17 protein-coding genes are annotated in these 18,061 nt (G+C 63.7%); 7 read left to right on the top strand and 10 right to left on the bottom strand.

All coding sequences use genetic code 11. The annotated features are described in order from the left end of the window. Nucleotides 1–143 precede the first annotated feature (143 nt). From phnE to KSS91_RS17465, 6 genes are all read right to left on the bottom strand, one after another. The gene (gene phnE, locus KSS91_RS17490; RefSeq protein ID WP_217835566.1) at nt 144–911 is read right to left on the bottom strand and encodes a phosphonate ABC transporter, permease protein PhnE; all 768 of its coding nucleotides are present in this window, start codon (nt 909–911) and stop codon (nt 144–146) included. Then, nucleotides 908–1,735 carry a PhnE/PtxC family ABC transporter permease gene (locus KSS91_RS17485; protein WP_102675847.1) on the bottom strand — a complete coding sequence of 276 codons (828 nt, stop codon included), beginning with the start codon at nt 1,733–1,735 and terminating at the stop codon, nt 908–910. Before KSS91_RS17485 ends, phnE begins: the two co-directional genes overlap by 4 nt. Further along, nucleotides 1,729–2,526 (bottom strand): phosphonate ABC transporter ATP-binding protein, encoded by a 798-nt coding sequence (locus KSS91_RS17480; RefSeq protein ID WP_217835565.1) that lies wholly within the window; start codon nt 2,524–2,526, stop codon nt 1,729–1,731. The genes KSS91_RS17485 and KSS91_RS17480 overlap by 7 nt, the downstream gene beginning before the upstream one ends. Continuing rightward, nucleotides 2,523–3,374 carry a putative selenate ABC transporter substrate-binding protein gene (locus KSS91_RS17475; RefSeq protein ID WP_102702713.1) on the bottom strand — a complete coding sequence of 284 codons (852 nt, stop codon included), beginning with the start codon at nt 3,372–3,374 and terminating at the stop codon, nt 2,523–2,525. The genes KSS91_RS17480 and KSS91_RS17475 overlap by 4 nt, the downstream gene beginning before the upstream one ends. A 283-nt stretch (nt 3,375–3,657) precedes the next feature. Then, nucleotides 3,658–4,836, bottom strand: coding sequence for a trans-sulfuration enzyme family protein (locus tag KSS91_RS17470; protein WP_217835564.1), 1,179 nt, complete (start codon nt 4,834–4,836; stop codon nt 3,658–3,660). Then, nucleotides 4,833–6,209, bottom strand: coding sequence for a pyridoxal-phosphate dependent enzyme (locus KSS91_RS17465; protein WP_007976080.1), 1,377 nt, complete (start codon nt 6,207–6,209; stop codon nt 4,833–4,835). Before KSS91_RS17465 ends, KSS91_RS17470 begins: the two co-directional genes overlap by 4 nt. 274 nt (nt 6,210–6,483) lie before the next feature. Here KSS91_RS17465 and KSS91_RS17460 point away from each other — a divergent pair, with 274 nt between their 5' ends. The 6 genes from KSS91_RS17460 to KSS91_RS17435 all read left to right on the top strand — a co-directional run bounded on the left by KSS91_RS17460 (nt 6,484) and on the right by KSS91_RS17435 (nt 12,648). Next, nucleotides 6,484–7,845, top strand: coding sequence for a flavin-containing monooxygenase (locus KSS91_RS17460; RefSeq protein ID WP_217835563.1), 1,362 nt, complete (start codon nt 6,484–6,486; stop codon nt 7,843–7,845). Beyond that, complete coding sequence (locus tag KSS91_RS17455) at nt 7,845–8,255, top strand: RidA family protein (RefSeq protein WP_003201555.1); 411 nt, start codon at nt 7,845–7,847, stop codon at nt 8,253–8,255. Before KSS91_RS17460 ends, KSS91_RS17455 begins: the two co-directional genes overlap by 1 nt. Before the next feature lie 10 nt (nt 8,256–8,265). Continuing rightward, nucleotides 8,266–8,940 (top strand): DUF1028 domain-containing protein, encoded by a 675-nt coding sequence (locus KSS91_RS17450; protein WP_007976091.1) that lies wholly within the window; start codon nt 8,266–8,268, stop codon nt 8,938–8,940. After that, nucleotides 8,933–10,102: an acetylornithine deacetylase gene (gene argE, locus KSS91_RS17445; protein ID WP_217835562.1), complete on the top strand. Its 1,170-nt coding sequence runs from the start codon at nt 8,933–8,935 to the stop codon at nt 10,100–10,102. Before KSS91_RS17450 ends, argE begins: the two co-directional genes overlap by 8 nt. A gap of 35 nt (nt 10,103–10,137) precedes the next feature. Then, on the top strand, nt 10,138–11,178 hold the full coding sequence (locus tag KSS91_RS17440; protein ID WP_217835561.1) for an ABC transporter substrate-binding protein: 1,041 nt from the start codon (nt 10,138–10,140) through the stop codon (nt 11,176–11,178). 402 nt (nt 11,179–11,580) lie between these two features. Further along, nucleotides 11,581–12,648: a GGDEF domain-containing protein gene (locus KSS91_RS17435; RefSeq protein WP_217835560.1), complete on the top strand. Its 1,068-nt coding sequence runs from the start codon at nt 11,581–11,583 to the stop codon at nt 12,646–12,648. On the opposite strand, the gene KSS91_RS17430 is transcribed toward KSS91_RS17435, so the two are convergent. The 4 genes from KSS91_RS17430 to KSS91_RS17415 all read right to left on the bottom strand — a co-directional run bounded on the left by KSS91_RS17430 (nt 12,645) and on the right by KSS91_RS17415 (nt 16,801). Next, a complete protein-coding gene (locus KSS91_RS17430; protein WP_015095627.1) occupies nt 12,645–13,004 on the bottom strand; it encodes a cupin domain-containing protein in 360 nt (119 codons plus the stop codon). The two genes, KSS91_RS17435 and KSS91_RS17430, sit on opposite strands and share 4 nt — an antisense overlap. Nucleotides 13,005–13,017: 13 nt before the next feature. Next, complete coding sequence (locus KSS91_RS17425) at nt 13,018–14,415, bottom strand: NAD(P)/FAD-dependent oxidoreductase (RefSeq protein ID WP_217835559.1); 1,398 nt, start codon at nt 14,413–14,415, stop codon at nt 13,018–13,020. Between the two features lie 70 nt (nt 14,416–14,485). Further along, a complete protein-coding gene (locus KSS91_RS17420; RefSeq protein WP_217835558.1) occupies nt 14,486–15,769 on the bottom strand; it encodes a nucleotide disphospho-sugar-binding domain-containing protein in 1,284 nt (427 codons plus the stop codon). Nucleotides 15,770–15,868: 99 nt separating this feature from the next. Continuing rightward, nucleotides 15,869–16,801, bottom strand: a complete 933-nt coding sequence (locus tag KSS91_RS17415) for a GntR family transcriptional regulator (RefSeq protein ID WP_015095624.1) — start codon at nt 16,799–16,801, stop codon at nt 15,869–15,871. A gap of 198 nt (nt 16,802–16,999) precedes the next feature. Between KSS91_RS17415 and KSS91_RS17410 the strand changes: the two genes are divergently transcribed. Continuing rightward, a complete protein-coding gene (locus KSS91_RS17410) occupies nt 17,000–18,055 on the top strand; it encodes a polyamine ABC transporter substrate-binding protein (RefSeq protein ID WP_217835557.1) in 1,056 nt (351 codons plus the stop codon). Nucleotides 18,056–18,061: the final 6 nt, after the last annotated feature.

Genomic DNA, 18,061 nt, shown 5'->3' with positions numbered 1-18,061 from the left:
TAACTCCGTTTAAAGTTGAACTATTCTACACGCCAGCTGTCCCGGTCGGAGCGTTTATTTCCGCTCTATACATTCCGAGGACTGCTGCTTAGTTCCTACTTATCTTATCGGAGCCATAAAGCGCGGCACTCAACTCCATCTCATTACGCCTTAACCCACCGCTGCCGACTCCAACTACTCAACCCATCAACCGCAAACACCAGCACCAACATCGCCAAAATCACCGTACTAGCCTGAGCCTCCTGAAACAGGCTAAGACTCACATACAGCATCTGCCCCAACCCCCCAGCCCCAACAAACCCCAACACGCTGGCCATGCGAATGTTGTTCTCCCAGCGGTACAAAATGTACGCCAGCAGCTGCGGAAACAGGTTGGGCAGGGTGCCGTAGCAGAAGGCCCAGACCACGTTGCCGCCCTGCAAACGAATGGCTTCGGCCGGTTGCGGCGGGGTGTTTTCCAGCGCTTCGGCGAACAGGCGGCCGAGTACGCCGGTGGTGTGCATGGCCAGTGCCAGGGTGCCGGCGTTCGGGCCGAGTCCGGCGGCCAGCACCATCAGCGCGGCCCACACCAGTTCGGGAATGGCGCGCAGGCCATTGAGTACAAGTCGCGACGCGCTCTGCAGCAGCCAGCCGAAACGCCCGGCCGCCGGCAGCGCCAGCAGCAGGCCAAACACCGCCGCGAGCAGGGTGCCGAGGGCGGACATTGCCATGGTTTCCACGGCGCCACGGCCGATGGCTTGCAGGTGGCTGGCGCTCAGGTCCGGGCTGAGAAAGCGCAGCACGTAGGCGCCCATCTGCTTCAGGTTTCCGCTGCCTGTCAGTTCGCCGAGGTCGATGCCCAGATAGCGGAACGAGGCGATGACGGCGGCGCTGATGCAGAGGATCAGCAGCAGGTTGATCAGGCGATTCATGCGAACCTCCAGCGCAGCAGGCGGCTGATCTGGTCGGCGAACAGCACCAGGACGAAGAAGGTCAGCAGCATGCTCGCCACTTCACCGCCGGCGAACATGCGCAGCGACAGGTCGATCTGCTGGCCCAGTCCGCCGGCGCCGACGAAGCCCATCACCACGGACGCGCGGATCGCGCATTCCCAGCGGTACACGGTGTACGACAGCAGCTCCGCCGCGACATTGGGCAGGATGCCGTAGCAGAACGCCGCCAACCGGCCACTGCCGGCTTGCAGCAGTGAGTGGGCGGGGCGCTGGTCGACCGACTCGAAGATTTCCGCGTAGACCTTGCCCAGCATGCCGCTGTAGGTGATGGCGATGGCCAGTACCCCGGCGGTGGGGCCAAGGCCGACGGCGCGCACGAACAGCAGGGCCCAGACGATTTCCGGCACGCTGCGCAGGAAGATCAGCAAGCCGCGCACCGGCCAGCGCAACAACCGGCCCAGGGCGCTCGGGCGGCCGCTGCGCGAAGCGGCCGACAGCGACAGGGCGCGGCTGGCGAGCAGGCTGGCGGGCACGGCCAGCAGCAAGGCCAGGGCCATGCCGGCGGTGGCGATGGCCAGGGTCTGCAAGGTGGCTTGCCACAGCAGCTGGAGGAACTCTTCGCCATGGGCCGGTGGCCAGAAGGCCGAAACGAAACGGCCCATTTCACTCTGGCTGTCGGCCTTGAGCAGCACGCCCAGGTCCAGTTCGCTGAAGTGGAGGCCGGGCCACAGCAGGGCCAGCGCCAACAGACTGAGCAGCAGGCGGGGCAGGGTGGCCGGGTCTCGTGTATCGCGCGTCAGCATCGGGGAATCTGCAGGCTCAAGGGCGCCACCGGAGCGGGCGGGGATTGCAGTTGCTCGTTGGCGTAGAGCCGGTCGAGCAAATCCTGGTCGACGTCGGCAGCGGGAAGATCGAAGAGGATCTGGCCGTCGCGCAAACCGATGATGCGCGAGAAGTTGCTCAGCGCCAGATCCACCGCATGCAGGCTGGCGACCAGGGTCACCTTGTGTTCCCGGGCGTGGCGGCAGAGGATCGACAGGGTGTGCCCGGCCAGCACCGGGTCCATCGCCGACACCGGCTCATCGGCCAGCAGCACGTCGGGGGCCTGGTACAGCACGCGGGCAATGCCCACGCGCTGCAGTTGGCCACCGGATAATTGCTGGCACTGGGCGAACAGTTTGTCGCCAAGGTCGAGTTTAACCAGGGCCGCGCGTGCACCGGGCACATCCACCGGATGCAACAGGCTCAGCAGGCTTTTGGCAAAACCCCATTGCCCCAGCTTGCCGGCCAGCACCGCCGTGACCACGCGCTGGCGCGGTGGCAGCGGCGGCGCCTGATGCACCAGGCCGATGCGCGCGCGCAGGCGTTGGCGCTTTCGGGCGCCGAGCTGCCAGGCTTGCTCGCCGAGCACTTCGACCGTGCCGCTGCCGGGGCGCAGGGCGGTGGCCAGCAGGTTCAGCAGGCTCGACTTGCCGGCGCCGGAGGGGCCGATGATCGCCACCTGCTCACCGGCGCTGATGTGCAGGTCGACCTCATGCAGCGCCCGCACGCCCGTGTCGTGGGTGAGGCTGACCCGGTTCAGATGCAGGGTCATTTCAGCAGGTCGGCAGCGCGCGCGGCTTCCTCGATGCCCTTGTAGTTCTCAGGCTTGGTCTCGATGAAGCGGCTGGCGGCCTGCAGGTCCAGGATCGCCTTTTGCTCCGGGTTGGCCGGGTCGAGCGCGAGGAAGGCGGCCTTGATTTTCTCGGCAAGGGCCGGGTCGAGGGTGCCGCGCACGGTCCAGTTGTAGTCGAAGTAGGCCGGCGTGGTGGCGAAGACCTTGACCTTGTCGGTGTCGACCTTGCCGGCCTTGACCAGTTTTTCCCAGACGCTGGCGTTGAGGACACCGGCATCCACTTTGCCCGCCTGAACCCAGGCGACCGTGGCGTCGTGGGCGCCGGAGTAACCGACGCGGCTGAAATAGGTTTCCGGCTTGATGCCGTCCTGCAGCATGAAATAACGCGGCATCAGGCTGCCGGACGTCGACGAGACCGAGCCGAAGGCGAACGATTTGCCCTTGAGGTCGGCCAGGGATTTGACCGCTGGGTCGGCGGTGATGAATTTGCTGGTGAACTGCGCATCCTGCTCACGCTGTACCAGGGGAATGGCATTGCCGGTTTTCAAACGTGCCTGCACGAAGGTGAAACCGCCCAGCCAGGCCATGTCGATACGGTCGGTGGCCAGCGCCTCGACCACCGCCGGGTAGTCGGACACCGGTACGAACTCGACCTTCATGCCCAGTTGCTTCTCGAGGTATTCGCCCAGTGGCTTGAACTTGCGCAGCAATTCGGTGGGGGCTTCGTCGGGAATGGCGCTGACCTTGAGGGTCTCGGCAGCCTGTGCCAGCAGGGTGGAAAGGGACAGGGTCAGGCCGACGGCCATAGCCAGGGTACGTTTGAGCATGGAAGTTCTCCGGTTCAATAGCGGAAAAATGTCGATGCGCCCCGCACAAGCTGATTGCTGCACGACGCTTCGTGAGGGTAGACGAAAACGGCGCGATTATAGGGGCTACGGCGTACTTGACCAGCCTGCAACATGAGAGATGGCGCAAAACCTGTGGGAGCGAGCCTGCTCGCGAATGCGGTATGTCATTCAACATTGATGTTGACTGAACTGACGCTTTCGCGAGCAGGCTCGCTCCCACAGGGGTTGGGGTACTCAGGACTTGACTGATGTTCTGGACAACTCACATCCGCGCCAACGCCTGCGCCAGATCCGCGCGCAAGTCTTCGACATCCTCAACCCCCACCGACAACCGCACCAGCCCATCACCAATCCCCAACTCTGCCCGGGTATCGGGCGGGATGGTGGCGTGGGTCATGATCGCCGGGTGTTCGATCAGGCTTTCCACGCCGCCCAGGCTCTCGGCCAGGGCGAAGATCTGCACGTTCTCGAGGAAGCGTTTGGCGCCCGCCAGGTCGCTGTTGAGGTCGAGGGAGATCATCCCGCCGAATCCGCGCATTTGCCGCTGGGCCAGTTCGTGCTGCGGGTGTGAGGGCAGGCCGGGGTAGTAGACCCGTGAGACTTGCGGCTGACGCTCCAGCCACTGCGCCAGTTCCAGTGCGTTGCTGCAATGGCGTTCCATGCGCAGGGCCAGGGTCTTCACCCCGCGCAGGGTGAGGAAGGCGTCGAACGGGCCGGCGATGGCGCCGACGGCGTTTTGCAAAAAGCCCAGGCGCTCGGCCAGTTCGGCGTTCTGCCCGACCACGGCGATGCCGCCGATCACGTCGGAGTGGCCGTTGAGGTATTTGGTGGTCGAGTGCAGCACGATGTCGAAACCCAGTTCCAGAGGGCGCTGGATCCACGGGCTGGCGAAGGTGTTGTCGGCCACGCTGATGATGCCGCGCGCGCGGCAGGTGCGGGCGATGGCGGCGAGGTCGGTGAGGCGCAGCAGCGGATTGCTCGGGGTCTCGACCATGACCATGCGGGTGTCGTCCTGCAGGGACGCCTCGAACGCCGCCAGGTCGGTCAGGTCGACGAAGCTGAAGCGGTGCCCGGCGCTGCGCTGGCGCACCTTGTCGAACAGGCGGAAGGTGCCGCCGTACAGGTCGTTGCCGGAGACGACGTGCGAACCGGCATCGAGCAGTTCGAGCACCGTGGAAATGGTCGCCAGGCCCGAGGCGAAGGCAAAGCCCCGGGTGCCGCCTTCGAGGTCGGCCACGCAGCGCTCCAGGGCCCAGCGTGTCGGATTGTGCGAGCGACCGTAGTCCAGGCCCTTGTGCACCCCGGGGCTCTGTTGCAGGTAGGTGGAGTTGGCGTAGATCGGCGGCATCAAGGCCCCGGTGGATGGGTCCGGCGTTTGCCCGGCGTGGATCACCCGGGTGGCGAAGCCCTGAGGCGGGGCGTTTTTGTCCTGTTGACTCATGGCAGGGATCTCCGCAAATGGTTGAGCATGTCGGTTCGGGTAATCAGGCCGTGGAAGCCCGAGGCATCCTGGATGATCGCCACCAGCCCACGGCCCAGCTCTGCCTCCAGTTCCGCCAGGGTGGCAGCGGGGGACAGGGTCTGCAGTTTGTCGGTCATGGCGCTGGCCACGGTTTTACGGAAGTGCGCAACGTCTTCATGCACCCCCAGCAGGATGTCGGACTCGTCGATCACGCCGACCAGTTGCTGACCCTTTACCAGCACCGGCAATTGCGACACGTCCGCCAGGCGCATGCGCTGGAACGCGGTGAGCAGGGTGTCGTCGGGGCCGACGCTGATCACCCGGCCATCCTCGAAACGCCGCGCGATCAGGTCGCGCAGGTCGCCGTAGTGCTTGCGTTGCAGCAGGCCCTGATCGTTCATCCACTGGTCGTTGTAGACCTTCGACAGGTATCGCGTACCGGTGTCGCAGACGAAGCTCACCACCCGTTTCGGCTGGGTCTGTTCGCGGCAGTAACGCAGCGCCGCCGCCAGCAAGGTACCGGTCGACGAGCCGCCGAGAATGCCTTCGGCGCGCAGCAACTGGCGGGCATGGTCGAAGCTTTCTTCGTCGCTGATCGAATAGGCGTGGCGCACGCTGGACAGGTCGGCAATCGACGGGATGAAGTCTTCGCCGATGCCTTCCACCGCCCAGGAACCGGGGGTGGGGAGGGTGCCACCGCGGCTGTATTCGGCCATCACCGAACCGACCGGGTCGGCCAGGACCATTTCCAGGTCCGGCTGCACGCGTTTGAAGAAGCGGGTCAGGCCGGTGAGGGTACCGGCCGAACCGACGCCGACGACGATGGCGTCCACATCATGCTGGGTTTGCGCCCAGATCTCCGGCGCGGTGCTGCATTCGTGGGCCAGCGGGTTGGCCGGGTTGTTGAACTGGTCGGCGAAAAACGCATCGGGAATTTCCGCCGCCAGCCGTGCGGCGACGTCTTGGTAGTACTCGGGATGGCCCTTGCCGACATCGGAGCGGGTGATGTGCACCTCGGCGCCCATGGCCTTGAGGTGCAAGACCTTCTCGGTGGACATCTTGTCCGGCACCACCAGCACGACGCGATAGCCCTTGGCGCGGCCGACCAGGGCCAGGCCCAGGCCAGTGTTGCCGGCGGTGGCTTCGACGATGGTGCCACCGGGCCTGAGGCGGCCGTCGCGTTCGGCGGTGTCGATCATGGCCAGACCGATGCGGTCCTTGATCGAACCGCCGGGGTTCTGTGATTCGAGCTTGAGAAACAGCGTGCAGGGACCGGTATCGAACCGGCTGACGCGTACCAGCGGGGTATTGCCAATCAGTTCGAGTACGGCAGGACGGGAATAGTCGGGCATGTCATCACTCCTTGCGTGAATCCGCACTGGATGGACAGCAATCCGCGCCGGGTCTTCGCGCCGGTCGCGGGCAATGCATCGCTTGGACCATAGGCCGGGATCGGGTCGACCGCAACCTCGCACGGCCAGCCGGTCACCTCGACGCTTTTTCCTCGCCAGCAACCACAAAAAACATAATTTCGCTATTTCCCGGCTCCGAACAGAATGCGGCCAACACCCCGATACCGATAGCCGCAGCAGAAGAACAACAGTGATCAGCATCGAGGCGGCAGCCATGACCGACCTGAATCAAACCACCTTTCAGAAGTGCACAGCCATGACAGTTGATAAAACCGCAATTGATACGCTTGTTGTTGGCGCCGGCCAGGCCGGCGTGGCCATGAGTGAACACCTGAGCAAACTCGGTGTGCCCCACCTCGTGCTGGAGCGCAACCGTATCGCCGAAGCCTGGCGCACCGGCCGCTGGGATTCGCTGGTGGCCAACGGTCCTGCCTGGCACGACCGCTTCCCGGGCCTGGAATTCGACGGCCTCGACCCGGACGCCTTCGCCGGCAAAGAGCAGGTGGCCGAGTACTTCGAAGTCTATGCCCGCAAGTTCAACGCGCCGATCCGCACTGGTGTTGAAGTCAGGAAAGTGGAACGTAATGCCGACCGTCCGGGTTTCACCGTTGAAACCTCTGACGGCGTGATCGAGGCCCGCCACGTGGTGGTCGCCACCGGCCCGTTCCAGCGTCCGGCCATCCCGCCGATTGCCCCGCCAATGGCCGGCATCAGCCAGATTCACTCTGCCCAGTACTACAACCCGCAGCAACTGGCCGAAGGCGCGGTGCTGGTGGTGGGCGCCGGGTCGTCGGGCGTGCAGATCGCCGATGAGCTGCAACGTTCCGGCAAACAGGTCTACCTCTCGGTCGGCGCCCACGACCGTCCGCCGCGCGCCTACCGCAACCGCGATTTCTGCTGGTGGCTGGGGGTGCTGGGCGAGTGGGATGCCGAGGCCATGCAACCGGGCAAGGAACACGTGACCATCGCCGTGAGCGGTGCCCGTGGCGGCCACACCGTGGACTTCCGCCGCCTGGCGCATCAGGGCATGACCCTGGTCGGCCTGACTCAATCGTTCAATGGCGCCGTGGTCAGTTTTGAAGACAACCTAGCCGACAACATCCGCCGTGGCGATGAAAACTACCTCGCGCTGCTCGACAAGGCCGACGCCTATATCGAGCGCAACGGCCTGGACCTGCCGCTGGAACCGCAAGCCCGGGCCATGCTGGCCGATCCGGATTGCGTGACAAACCCAATCCTGGAACTGGACCTGCTCAAGGCCGGCGTGACCACGATCATCTGGGCCACCGGTTACTCCACCGACTACAGCTGGCTGAAGGTCGATGCCTTCAAGGAAAACGGCAAACCGCAGCACCAGCGCGGCGTGTCGGCCGAGCCGGGGGTGTATTTCGTCGGGTTGCCGTGGCAGTCCCGTCGTGGCTCCGCGTTCATCTGGGGCGTTTGGCACGACGCCAAGCACATCGCCGATCACATCGTTAAGCAGCACACCTATTTCAATTATCGGGATGCGACCCAGCGTCAAGCCGACGCCGCCCGCGCACCCGTTCAGAAAGCCAGCCTCATGGGAGTTCGTTAATGCCTACTCATACCCGCATCCGCATGTTCAACACCAAAGACACCTACCCGAACCAGACGCTGGACAACGATTTGTGCCAGGCCGTTCGCGCCGGCAATACCGTGTATGTGCGTGGCCAGGTCGGCACCGATTTCAACGGCCAACTGGTGGGCCTCGGTGATCCGCGCGCCCAGGCCGAACAGGCCATGCGCAACGTCAAGCAGTTGCTGGAAGAGGCGGGCAGCGACCTGAGCCACATCGTCAAGACCACCACCTACCTGATCGACCCGCGCTATCGCGAGCCGGTGTACCAGGAAGTCGGCAAGTGGCTCAAGGGTGTGTTCCCGATTTCCACCGGGCTGGTGGTCAGCGCCCTCGGCCAGCCGCAGTGGCTGATGGAAATCGACGTGATTGCCGTTATCCCTGAATAAGGACTTCGCCATGACTTTTTCCATCGTGGGTCGCTGCGCCGAGACCGGCCAGTTGGGCATTGCCATCAGTTCTTCGAGCATCGCCGTCGGCGCGCGCTGCCCCTGGCTGCGTGCCGGGGTCGGCGCGGTGTCGAGCCAGAACATCACGCTGCCGGCCCTCGGCCCGCAGATCCTCGATGAACTGGCCAACGGCTCGGCGCCGCCCCAGGCGCTGGACCACTCGTTGACCCGCAACGGCTACAGCCAGTACCGCCAGGTGGCGGTGGTGGATGCCCACGGGCGTACGGCGGTGTTCAGCGGCAACCATGCGCTGGGCATCAACAACGCGGTGGCCGGTGACCAATGCGTGGCGGCCGGCAACCTGCTGGCCAACAGTGGGGTGATCGAGGCGATGGTCGCGGCCTTCGAAAACAGCGAAGGCTGCCTCGCCACCCGCCTGATGAACGCCTTGCAGGCCGGGCAGGACGCCGGCGGCGAAGCGGGCGCGGTGCACTCGGCGGCGTTGTCGGTGGTCGGTGACCTGACCTGGCCGATTGTCGACCTGCGGGTGGATTGGGCCGATGAAAACCCGATTGGCGAGCTGGGCAAACTGTGGACGGCCTACGAGCCGCAATTGCAGGACTACCTGACCCGCGCCCTCAATCCGACCCTGGCCCCCGCGTATGGAGTGCCCGGCGATGAGTGAGTTGCGCAGCCGCGCCATGCTCGCGCGGTTGATCGGGTTCGCCACGGTCAGCCGCGACTCGAACCTCGAGCTGATCGAGTTCGTGCGTGACTACCTGCACGAGCTGGGCGTGGATTGCGAGCTGATCTACAACGCCGAACGGACCAAGGCCAATCTGTTGGCCACGGTCGGCCCGAGCGTGGCCGGCGGCATCGTGCTGTCCGGTCACACCGACGTGGTGCCGGTGGACGGTCAGGCCTGGACGGTCGAACCGTTCAGCCTGAGCGAGGCAGGCGGCAAGCTGTACGGTCGCGGCACCGCGGACATGAAAGGCTATCTGGCCTCGGTGCTGGCCGCCGTGCCGGTGTTTCTCGCCAGCCCTTTGAAGCGCCCGGTGCATTTGGCGTTTTCCTATGACGAAGAGGTTGGCTGCCTTGGCGTGCGCGGTTTGCTGGAGGTGTTGCCCCAACGCATCCCGGCCCCGGCGTTGTGTTTGATCGGCGAGCCGACCGAGCTCAAACCGGTGCTTGGCCACAAGGGCAAGCTGGCGATGCGTTGCCACGTACGCGGTGCGGCCTGTCATTCGGCCTACGCGCCTTATGGGGTCAATGCCATCGAGCAGGCCGCGCGCCTGATCGGTCGGCTGGGCGACATCGGCGCCACCCTGGCCCGGCCGCCGTTGCACGACAAGCGCTTCGATCCGGCGTTCTCGACCGTGCAGGTCGGCGTGATCCAGGGCGGTACGGCGCTGAACATCGTGCCAGCGGACTGCCGTTTCGATTTCGAGATCCGCGCCTTGCCGGACTTCGCTCCGCAAGTGGTCGTCGATGAACTGCAGGACTACGCCGAGCAGACGTTGCTGCCGGCCATGCAGGCCGTGGACACCGATACCGCGATCCGCTTTGAAAAAATCTCGGCCTATCCGGGCCTGGCGACACCCGCCGACAGCGCCGCCGCCCGGCTGATTGCCCAGCTGTGCGGCAGCGATGATTTCGGCACCGTGGCCTTTGGCACCGAAGGCGGGCTGTTCAATCAGGCCGGGATTGCGACCGTGGTTTGCGGTCCCGGCAGCATGGACCAGGGGCACAAGCCCGATGAATTTGTCAGCGTCGACCAGATGTCGGCCTGTGACCGCCTGATGGATCGCCTGGCGGCTTACTTGAGTGAATCCGAACACCCATAACAACAGCGGGCCGACCAGCCCCGAGGAAGCGATCCATGTCCAGATCCTTGCGTTGCAGTGTTCCGTTTGCCCTGGCGTTGTTGAGTGCCAGTGTGTGGGCGGCCCCCCAGGACCTCACCGTGATTTCCTTCGGTGGTGCTACCAAACAGGCTCAGGAGAAAGCCTATTTCCAGCCGTTCAATGCCAGCGGCGCGGGCAACATCATCGCCGGTGAGTACAACGGCGAGCTGTCGAAGATCAAGGCCATGGTCTCGGCCGGTCACACCAGCTGGGACGTGGTGGAAGTCGAAAGCCCCGAGCTGTTGCGCGGCTGCGAGGAGGGCTTGTTCGAGAAGCTCGACGCCGGGCGCTTCGGTGATTCGGCGAACTTCGTGCCCGGTGCGCTGACCGAATGCGGGGTGGCCACTTACGTCTGGTCGATGGTCATGGCCTATGACCAGAGCAAGCAGGCCAAGGCGCCGCAATCCTGGGCGGACTTCTGGAACGTCGCCGATTTCCCGGGCAAGCGCGGCCTGCGTAAGAGCGCCAAGTACACCCTGGAAATCGCCTTGCTGGCTGATGGCGTCAAGGCGGATGACATTTACAAGGTCTTGAAAACCCCGCAAGGCGTGACGCGGGCCTTTGCCAAGCTCGACCAGATCAAGCCGAACATCCAGTGGTGGGAGGCGGGCGCGCAACCGGCGCAATGGCTGGTGGCCGGCGACGTGGTGATGAGCGCGGCCTACAACGGCCGGATTGCCTCGGCGCAGAAGGAAGGCATGAAGCTGAGCATCGTCTGGCCGCAAAGCCTGTACGACCCGGAATACTGGGCAGTGGTCAAAGGTACGCCGAACAAGGCGCTGGCGGAAAACTTCATCGCGTTCGCCAGCCAGCCGCAGACGCAAAAAGTCTTCTCGGAAAACATCCCCTACGGGCCGGTGCATCGCCAGACCTTGCCATTGCTGCCCAAGGACGTACAGGAACAACTCCCAACCGCCGAGGCCAACCTGGCCGGCGCACGGGCGGTGGACGCAGAGTTCTGGGTCGACCATGGCGAAGAGCTGGAACAGCGCTTTAACGCCTGGGCTGCACGCTAACCCAGCAACCACATAACCCCTGTGGGAGCGAGCCTGCTCGCGAAAGCGGTATATCCGTCACATCGATACTGGATGTGCCGCCGTCTTCGCGAGCAAGCCCGCTCCCACAAAAAGCCTGGTGCAATACCTCAGGCTCAAGCGTTGCCGCCTTCGCGCAGTGGTGATGTGAGTCAGGTCAAGCACGGAACCCTGTGGGAGCGGGCTTGCTCGCGAAAGCGGTATGTCAGTCACATCGATGCTGGATGTGCCGCCGCCTTCGCGAGCAAGCCCGCTCCCACAAAAACCAGTGCGATACCTCGGCCGGGTTGAAATACGGCTGTAATTCGGGATAGCCGTTTGTCGGGCGTATGGTTATGCTCAGCGAGCCTGCCAATCGCCAATGATAACAACCACAGTGAAGCCATGAGCCAATCCGACACGCGTGCGACTGTTCTAGCGCTGTATCCAGAAGATTCCCGTGAGGCAGCGGCGTTGCTCAAGCAGGCAGTGCCGCTGATGGTTCGTCACAACATTCCGCCCAACCCGGTGCACTACGCGCTCTGGTACACCTACAGCAAGGGCCAGGAGCCGGAGCTCAATCGGCACCTGGACCGGGTGGTCAACGATTTCGACTCTTTCCCGCCGGAGTCGGCCGCCAAGCTGTTTCGCGAATACATCATCCGCGACGAACTGGCGGACGCCCGTTCCGGGCAGCAGGACGCGATCAACCTGGTCGACGACATGGAGCGCGATGTTTCGCGCAGCGTGAAGGGTAACCAGAACTTCCAGGCCAGCCTTGGCCAGTACTTGCAGATGCTCGAGGAACCGGCCACTGAACGCTTGCCGAGCATCCTGATCCAGCTGCAACAGAGCACCCAGCTGATGCAGAGCCAGCAGGAACATTTCCTCGCCCAGTTGCAGTCTGCGCAGCATGAAATCAAAAGCCTGCGCGACAAGCTGGAACGTGCCCAACTGGCCGCGACCCTCGATGGCCTGACCGAACTGCTCAACCGCAGCACCTTCAACCGCAAGTTTGAACAGGCGATGAATGACGCAGCGTCCGGCCTGGCACTGGTGATGCTGGATATCGACCACTTCAAGCAATTCAACGATCAGTACGGCCATCCGTTGGGGGACCGTGTTCTCCAGCATGTTGCCCGGGTGTTGCGTGAATCGCTGTCTGGCGAAGCATTCGCGGCGCGCTACGGCGGCGAGGAGTTCTGCGTGGTGCTCAAGGATTGCCCGGATCTGGCGGCGGCGGGTGCGTTTGCCGAGCGCCTGCGCCTGAAAATCCAGTCGCTGCGGGTCAAGGCCCGGGGCACCGATACCGTGCTGGACACCATCACCGCGTCGTTCGGCGTGGCCCATGCACAACCCGGCGACACGCCGGAAAGCCTGCTGACCCGCGCCGACGATGCGCTGTACCAGGCCAAGCGCAACGGGCGCAACCAGGTACGTCAGCAGCCGGACGTACCGGTCGCGGCCGGTTAACCTAGGATGAAGTAGACCTTGCGCACCGGGGTGAGGTTTTCCCAGGTGCCCTGGAATCCGCTGGCGACCACGAAGGAATCGCCGGGGCCGAAGGTGCGCGCGACGCCTTCGGCATCGGTCAGGCGCACCGTGCCCTCGAGAATGTGGCACAGCTCATCGTAATCGCACTGGCAACGCTCGCGGTGCGGTCCTGCCTCCCAGATGCCGGCCACGGCGTTTTTCCCGGGCGCCACAAAGTGCCGCCAACTCTTGCTGCGATAAGGCGCGTCGACCACGGCCGGGTCGTCGATTTCGGTTTCACGGGGGGCAAGCTCGCTGGCGAAGTCGATGACGTGCCGGGGCAGGGCTGTGGACATGGTGGTCTCCGGATCAGGAATCGAAACCGATGCCAAAGGCATCGAAGGTCTTGAGCAGCAGGTCGCGGTGACCGTCGCGGTCCTCCCGCGCCAGAGAGCGCTGGGCCAGTTTCACGCCGACATACCGCAACGGCTCGGGCGGAAAGCGGAACGGTGCCTTGGAGGTCATCAGCAACTCCGTTCGTTCGGTGCGTTCCCCGGCCAGCAGGTCGAGCATGTTCAGCGCGGCGAAGCGACTGGCCGATACCCCTTGCCCGGTGAAGCCCAAGGCATAGGCGACCCGGCCCTGATGTTCGCAACCGGTGAACATCGTGGTGCGTGCCGAGGTGTCGATGATGCCGCCCCAGGCATGGCTGAAACGCACTTTGCCCAGGGCCGGGAAAGTCTGGTGAAACTGTTCGGCCAGGCGCTGGAAGCTTTGCGGGCGTTGGGTCAGGGCTTCGTCGCGGCGCCCGCCGAAATGGTAGATGGCATCAAAGCCGGCCCAGAGAATGCGGTTGTCGGCGGTCTTGCGCAGGTAGTGGAATTGATTGCCGGAATCGGCGATGCCGTAACGCTCGGTCCAGCCGATGGCTGCCAGTTGTTCATCGCGCAGAGGTTCCGTGACCAGTGAGTAGTCGTAGACCGGGATCACGCTCGAGGCCAGATGGCCGAGCAGCGGTGGAGCGATGTTGGTGGCGAGGGCGACTTTTCCAGCGGTCACTTCGCCGCCTTCTGTACGCAGGCGCACGTTGTCTTTGTCCGCGCTCAGTTGCAGGGCCGGGCTGTTTTCGAACAGTTGAATGCCTTGCTCAAGGCATACGCGGCGCAATTCGGCAGCCATTTTCGCTGGATTGAGCAGGGCGTAGTTGGGTTCGAACAGACCTGCCACGTAGGCCGGGGAGTCGAGCTTCTGTGCCAGTTGAGGGCCTTCCAGCCACTGGCAGTCAATGCCGAAACGGGCGTAGTTGCGCTGCATGGAGCGCAGTCCGTCGACCTGCCAGGGTTGGCTGGCGACATTGAGTTTGCCTTGGCGTTCGAACTCGACCTGCAGGCCGAAGCGATCCAGATCGGCGGCCAGTTCATCGAGGTTCTGCCGGCCCAGTCGGATCAGTTGCTGCGCTTCATCCGGCCAACGCTTGAGGGCGTTGGACACGCCATGGGAAATGCTCGGTGCACAAAAACCGCCATTGCGCCCGCTGGCCTCACCGCCACAACGACGCGCCTCGATGATCGCGATGCTCAGCTTGGGGTTGCGCTGGCGTGCCAGTAGCGCCGTCCACAAACCGGTAAATCCGCCACCGACCACTGCAAGGTCGCATTGCACGGTTCCACTGATAGAAGGTGCGGCGGGCGGTGGGGTGACGGTGTCCTGCCAGAAGGGATGGGGCAGGACGTGGTCGAGCGCATCGAGACGCGGTGGGGCATTCATGCTGAAACTCCGGCGGTGTGTCGGGCAGCGACGATAGCGTTCGGTTGCCCGACGGTTTTTGTTGTTATGGCTAGAGGTCTGGAAGCGCGAGGATCGCGCGGGCGGCAATGTCGGTGCCGCGGGTCGCCTGCATGCGCTCGCTGAGTGATTTGAGGCGTTGCTTCATCGCTTGGTCGGCCAACAGTTGTTCGAGGGCGCCGGGCAGGGCGGCCAGGGGATCGGCAAATCGCGGCAGGTAGCGGCCGACGCCGACTTCCTCGGCGCGGGCGGCATTGTCGTGACCGTCCCAGCAATACGGAATGATCAGCGACGGCAAGCCGAAGTACAGCGCCTCGCAGAAGCTGTTGTTGCCGCCGTGATGGATGAACGCATCGCATTCCTTGAGCACGGCCGGCTGGGCAAACCAGCTGTCGAGGTACACGTTGTCCGGCACGGTGGTGTACATGTCGCGGTAGGCACCGACGTTGACCAGGAAGCGGTACGGCAAGGTTGCGATCGTGCTGATCAGGCGCTTCATCATCCCGGTGTCGGCGGCGCCAAGGCTGCCGAAGCTGAGGTAGATCAGCGGTGCGTCGTTGTGCAGGGGAAAGTCGGGGACGATGTAAGGCGCTTCGCGGCGTACGCAGCCGTCGAGGTAGACGTAGCGCTGCGGGTCGAGCGGCTGCCGGCGTTCATAGCGTACTGGCGTCGGCGACAGCAGCAGGTTCAGCCAAGGCGAATCGGTGAGGAACTGTCCCGCAGGGCAGGGTGCCGTGTTGTTGCCGAGGAGAAACTGCGAAAAGCGTTCATGGGCCGGTGCGACAGCCTTCAGGTACTGCCCGGAGTAACGCTCGCAGGCCTCGGTGTCACTGGCCAGGCATCCGGACAGGTACGGCGGAACAGCGGCATCCGGCAGTTCGGTCTCGGCGCAGGACACCACCCGCACCCAAGGGCAGCCGGCGTTGGCGATGGCCGGGAACATCACCACGTTGTCGAGCACGATCACGTCGGGCTTGAGCCGGCCGAGTAACTGCTGCAAGGGTTTTTCCGCTTCGATGGCGGTGTCGATGATGGCTTCCCAGGCGGGCGCCACATAGCTGTCGATCTGCGCCAGCGGGGGCTGGTCGAAGTAAGGAATGCTGCGCTCGATGAAGCGTTCCCAATAGTGCTGGTGTTCCGCCGCCGACAACGGGCTCACTTGCGGAATCGGGTATTCGTCGAAGCCGTACTCGGCGAACAGCCCCTGGAAATGCTCGTGGCAGATGAACACCGGCCTGGCGCCCAGCTCACGCAGCGACTGGGCAATACCAATGCAGTTCAAGGCCGCGCCGAAACTGGCTTCCGGAAACAGGGCGATCAGTTTTTGTTTTTGCATGGCGAGGACGGTCCATGGCGGGTCAGACCCGCCGCTCCTGAAGGTGTTTTTGATGCTGTCTTATTTTCAAAAAAAAATCATCATGTTTTTGCGTGGTGCTTAACGACGCCCGAACAGATGGCTTTGCGGAATGCCCCGGTTAGCGGTTTGCGGGCGTTGCGCGGCGCTCAGGCGCAGGTGCAGGCGCAGCAGGTCGGCGGCGATCTCCATCTGCCCGCGTTCGATCTGCGCGATGATTTGCAGGTGTTCGCGCAGGGCCTCTTGCAGGCGGTGCACGCTGACCGATGGCAGCAGGTTCGGCAAGCGGCGCAAGCCCTGATGCTGGAGCAGGGCGTCGCTGATGAAGCGGTTGCCACAGCTCTGGGCCAGCAGTTCGTGGAAGCTGATGTCCAGCTCGCGAAACTGCTGCAGATCGAAGTCTTCCACGGGGCGGGCGAGCAGGCTTTGCATGGCGCTGCGCAACAGCGCAAGGCGTTGCGGGTCGGCGTTGAAGCTCGGGCTGAGCAAGGCCTCGGGCTCGAGGATCAGGCGGAATTTCAGGCTTTCTTCGAGGGCGGCCAGGCTGTTCAGCGACGGACGAAACAGCCAGGACTGGCCCGGGCCGCGCTCGATGGCCTGGCTTTCGCTCAGTTGCTGCAGCGCCTTTTGTGCTGCGGGCCGGCCGATGTCGTAGCGGCGCATCAGTTCGCTGATGCTGATGCTGTCGCCCAGGCGCCCGGCCATGCGGTCACGCAGCACCGAAGCGGCCAGTTCTTCTTCCTCGGCCTGGGGCAGGGCGGCGTTGAAGGCCTGGCCCGCGGGCGATGCCAGCAATCGGTAGCCCTTGCCGGCTTCGTGGCTCAGCAGGTTTTCTTCCAATAGCACTTTCAGCGCGCCGCGAATCAGCGTGCGCGACACCTGGAATGTGCGGGCCAGGGCCTGTTCGGCCACCGGGTCGCCGGCCACCAGGCCGCTTTCCTGGGTGTGCTCGAGGATGCGCCGGGCCAGTTCCAGGTGATTGGTGCGCGGTTTTTTTTCGGCTGTCGTGCTCAAGCGTCTTTTCTCGTTGTGATCCGCTGTGGGACTCAGTTGCCCATCTTATGTCATGCGCTGGCCAGTCGTCAGGCCGTAAAAAAGCGTTGACATCTTTTGATACTGGTCCTAATTTCTAAAAAAAAACACAAGCAATCGTTTCTCGTTTTGCCGTACTGCCTTCGAACACAACAATAAACAATCGTCGGGTGAGTATTTATGAGCAAGCTGAATGATCTTCTGTGCGCGGGATTGGCCGTTTCCCTGGCGATCGCCTCACAGGCTGCAAGTGCGAAAGACATGGTGATTTCCATCTGGGACGGCTACATGGCCCCGGATGCGCTGGAAAAGTTCAAGGCTGCCAGCGGTGTGGACGTCGACAAGGCGCTGCACGCCACCAACGAAGAAATCATGGGCAAGCTGATGGCGTCCGGTGGTGAAGGCTATGACGTGGTGTTCGTCTCCTCGCCCTTCGCCGAAGTCCTGCACAAGCAGGGGCTGCTGGCGGACATCGATCCGGTCAAAGTCCCCAACCTGAAAAACCTCTACCCTGAAGCCACTCACCTGGAATATGACCAGGGCAACCAGTTCTCCGTGCCTTACACCTGGGGCACCACGGGCATCTGCTATCGCTCCGACAAGGTGACGCCGGCGCCGCAGAGTTGGAACGAGCTGCTCAATCCGAGCGATGCCCTCAAAGGCAAGGTGACGATGCTGGCCACCGACCGCTGGATGCTCGGCGCCGGTTTCCTCGCCAGGGGCTGGTCGGTCAACGACAGTGACCCGGCACAAATCGCCGCGGTTCGCGACCAGTTGATCGCCACCAAAAAACGCATTCTGTCCTTCGACGACACCACCTTCTATTCCAAGCTCGCTTCCGGCGAGTCGCTGATGGCCCATGCCTGGGACGGCTGGTGCAACTACGGCACCCAGGCCAACGCGGCGATCAAGTTCGTGGTGCCCAAGGAAGGTTCCGACCTGTGGGTGGACACCATGGTGGTGCTCAAGAGTTCGAAGCACCAGGACCAGGCCTTCAAGTTCATCAACTTCATGCTGGCCAGGGAAAACCACGCCTGGGTCGCTGAAAACATCCTCTACAAAGTCCCCAACCAGGCGGCCATGGCCGGGTTGTCCGCGGACCTGCTCAAGCAATACCCCAACCTGACGATCGCTCCCGCCGAGCTGCTGAAAATGGAGCAATTGCGCGACCTGGGCGGCACCACGCAAAAGGCCTACACCCGCGCCGTCACCGAAATCATGGCGGCGCAGAACTAACGCCAC

It is taken from the genome of Pseudomonas azerbaijanorientalis (genome assembly GCF_019139795.1).
Classification (GTDB): Bacteria; Pseudomonadota; Gammaproteobacteria; order Pseudomonadales; family Pseudomonadaceae; genus Aquipseudomonas; species Aquipseudomonas laurylsulfatiphila.
Note: the sequence above shows the minus strand (reverse complement) of the source record. Positions and strands in the feature narration are given on the sequence as shown.

Bases quoted from the DNA above. Each gene is read 5' to 3' on its own strand.
- KSS91_RS17410 (WP_217835557.1), top strand. From the start codon at position 17,000: ATGAGCAAGCTGAATGATCTTCTGTGCGCGGGATTGGCCGTTTCCCTG.
- KSS91_RS17485 (WP_102675847.1), bottom strand. From the start codon at position 1,735: ATGCTGACGCGCGATACACGAGACCCGGCCACCCTGCCCCGCCTGCTG.
- KSS91_RS17440 (WP_217835561.1), top strand. From the start codon at position 10,138: ATGTCCAGATCCTTGCGTTGCAGTGTTCCGTTTGCCCTGGCGTTGTTG.
- KSS91_RS17435 (WP_217835560.1), top strand. From the start codon at position 11,581: ATGAGCCAATCCGACACGCGTGCGACTGTTCTAGCGCTGTATCCAGAA.
- KSS91_RS17465 (WP_007976080.1), bottom strand. From the start codon at position 6,209: ATGCCCGACTATTCCCGTCCTGCCGTACTCGAACTGATTGGCAATACC.
- argE (WP_217835562.1), top strand. From the start codon at position 8,933: ATGAGTGAGTTGCGCAGCCGCGCCATGCTCGCGCGGTTGATCGGGTTC.
- KSS91_RS17475 (WP_102702713.1), bottom strand. From the start codon at position 3,374: ATGCTCAAACGTACCCTGGCTATGGCCGTCGGCCTGACCCTGTCCCTT.
- KSS91_RS17480 (WP_217835565.1), bottom strand. From the start codon at position 2,526: ATGACCCTGCATCTGAACCGGGTCAGCCTCACCCACGACACGGGCGTG.
- KSS91_RS17460 (WP_217835563.1), top strand. From the start codon at position 6,484: ATGACCGACCTGAATCAAACCACCTTTCAGAAGTGCACAGCCATGACA.
- KSS91_RS17430 (WP_015095627.1), bottom strand. From the start codon at position 13,004: ATGTCCACAGCCCTGCCCCGGCACGTCATCGACTTCGCCAGCGAGCTT.
- KSS91_RS17420 (WP_217835558.1), bottom strand. From the start codon at position 15,769: ATGCAAAAACAAAAACTGATCGCCCTGTTTCCGGAAGCCAGTTTCGGC.
- KSS91_RS17455 (WP_003201555.1), top strand. From the start codon at position 7,845: ATGCCTACTCATACCCGCATCCGCATGTTCAACACCAAAGACACCTAC.
- phnE (WP_217835566.1), bottom strand. From the start codon at position 911: ATGAATCGCCTGATCAACCTGCTGCTGATCCTCTGCATCAGCGCCGCC.
- KSS91_RS17470 (WP_217835564.1), bottom strand. From the start codon at position 4,836: ATGAGTCAACAGGACAAAAACGCCCCGCCTCAGGGCTTCGCCACCCGG.
- KSS91_RS17425 (WP_217835559.1), bottom strand. From the start codon at position 14,415: ATGAATGCCCCACCGCGTCTCGATGCGCTCGACCACGTCCTGCCCCAT.
- KSS91_RS17450 (WP_007976091.1), top strand. From the start codon at position 8,266: ATGACTTTTTCCATCGTGGGTCGCTGCGCCGAGACCGGCCAGTTGGGC.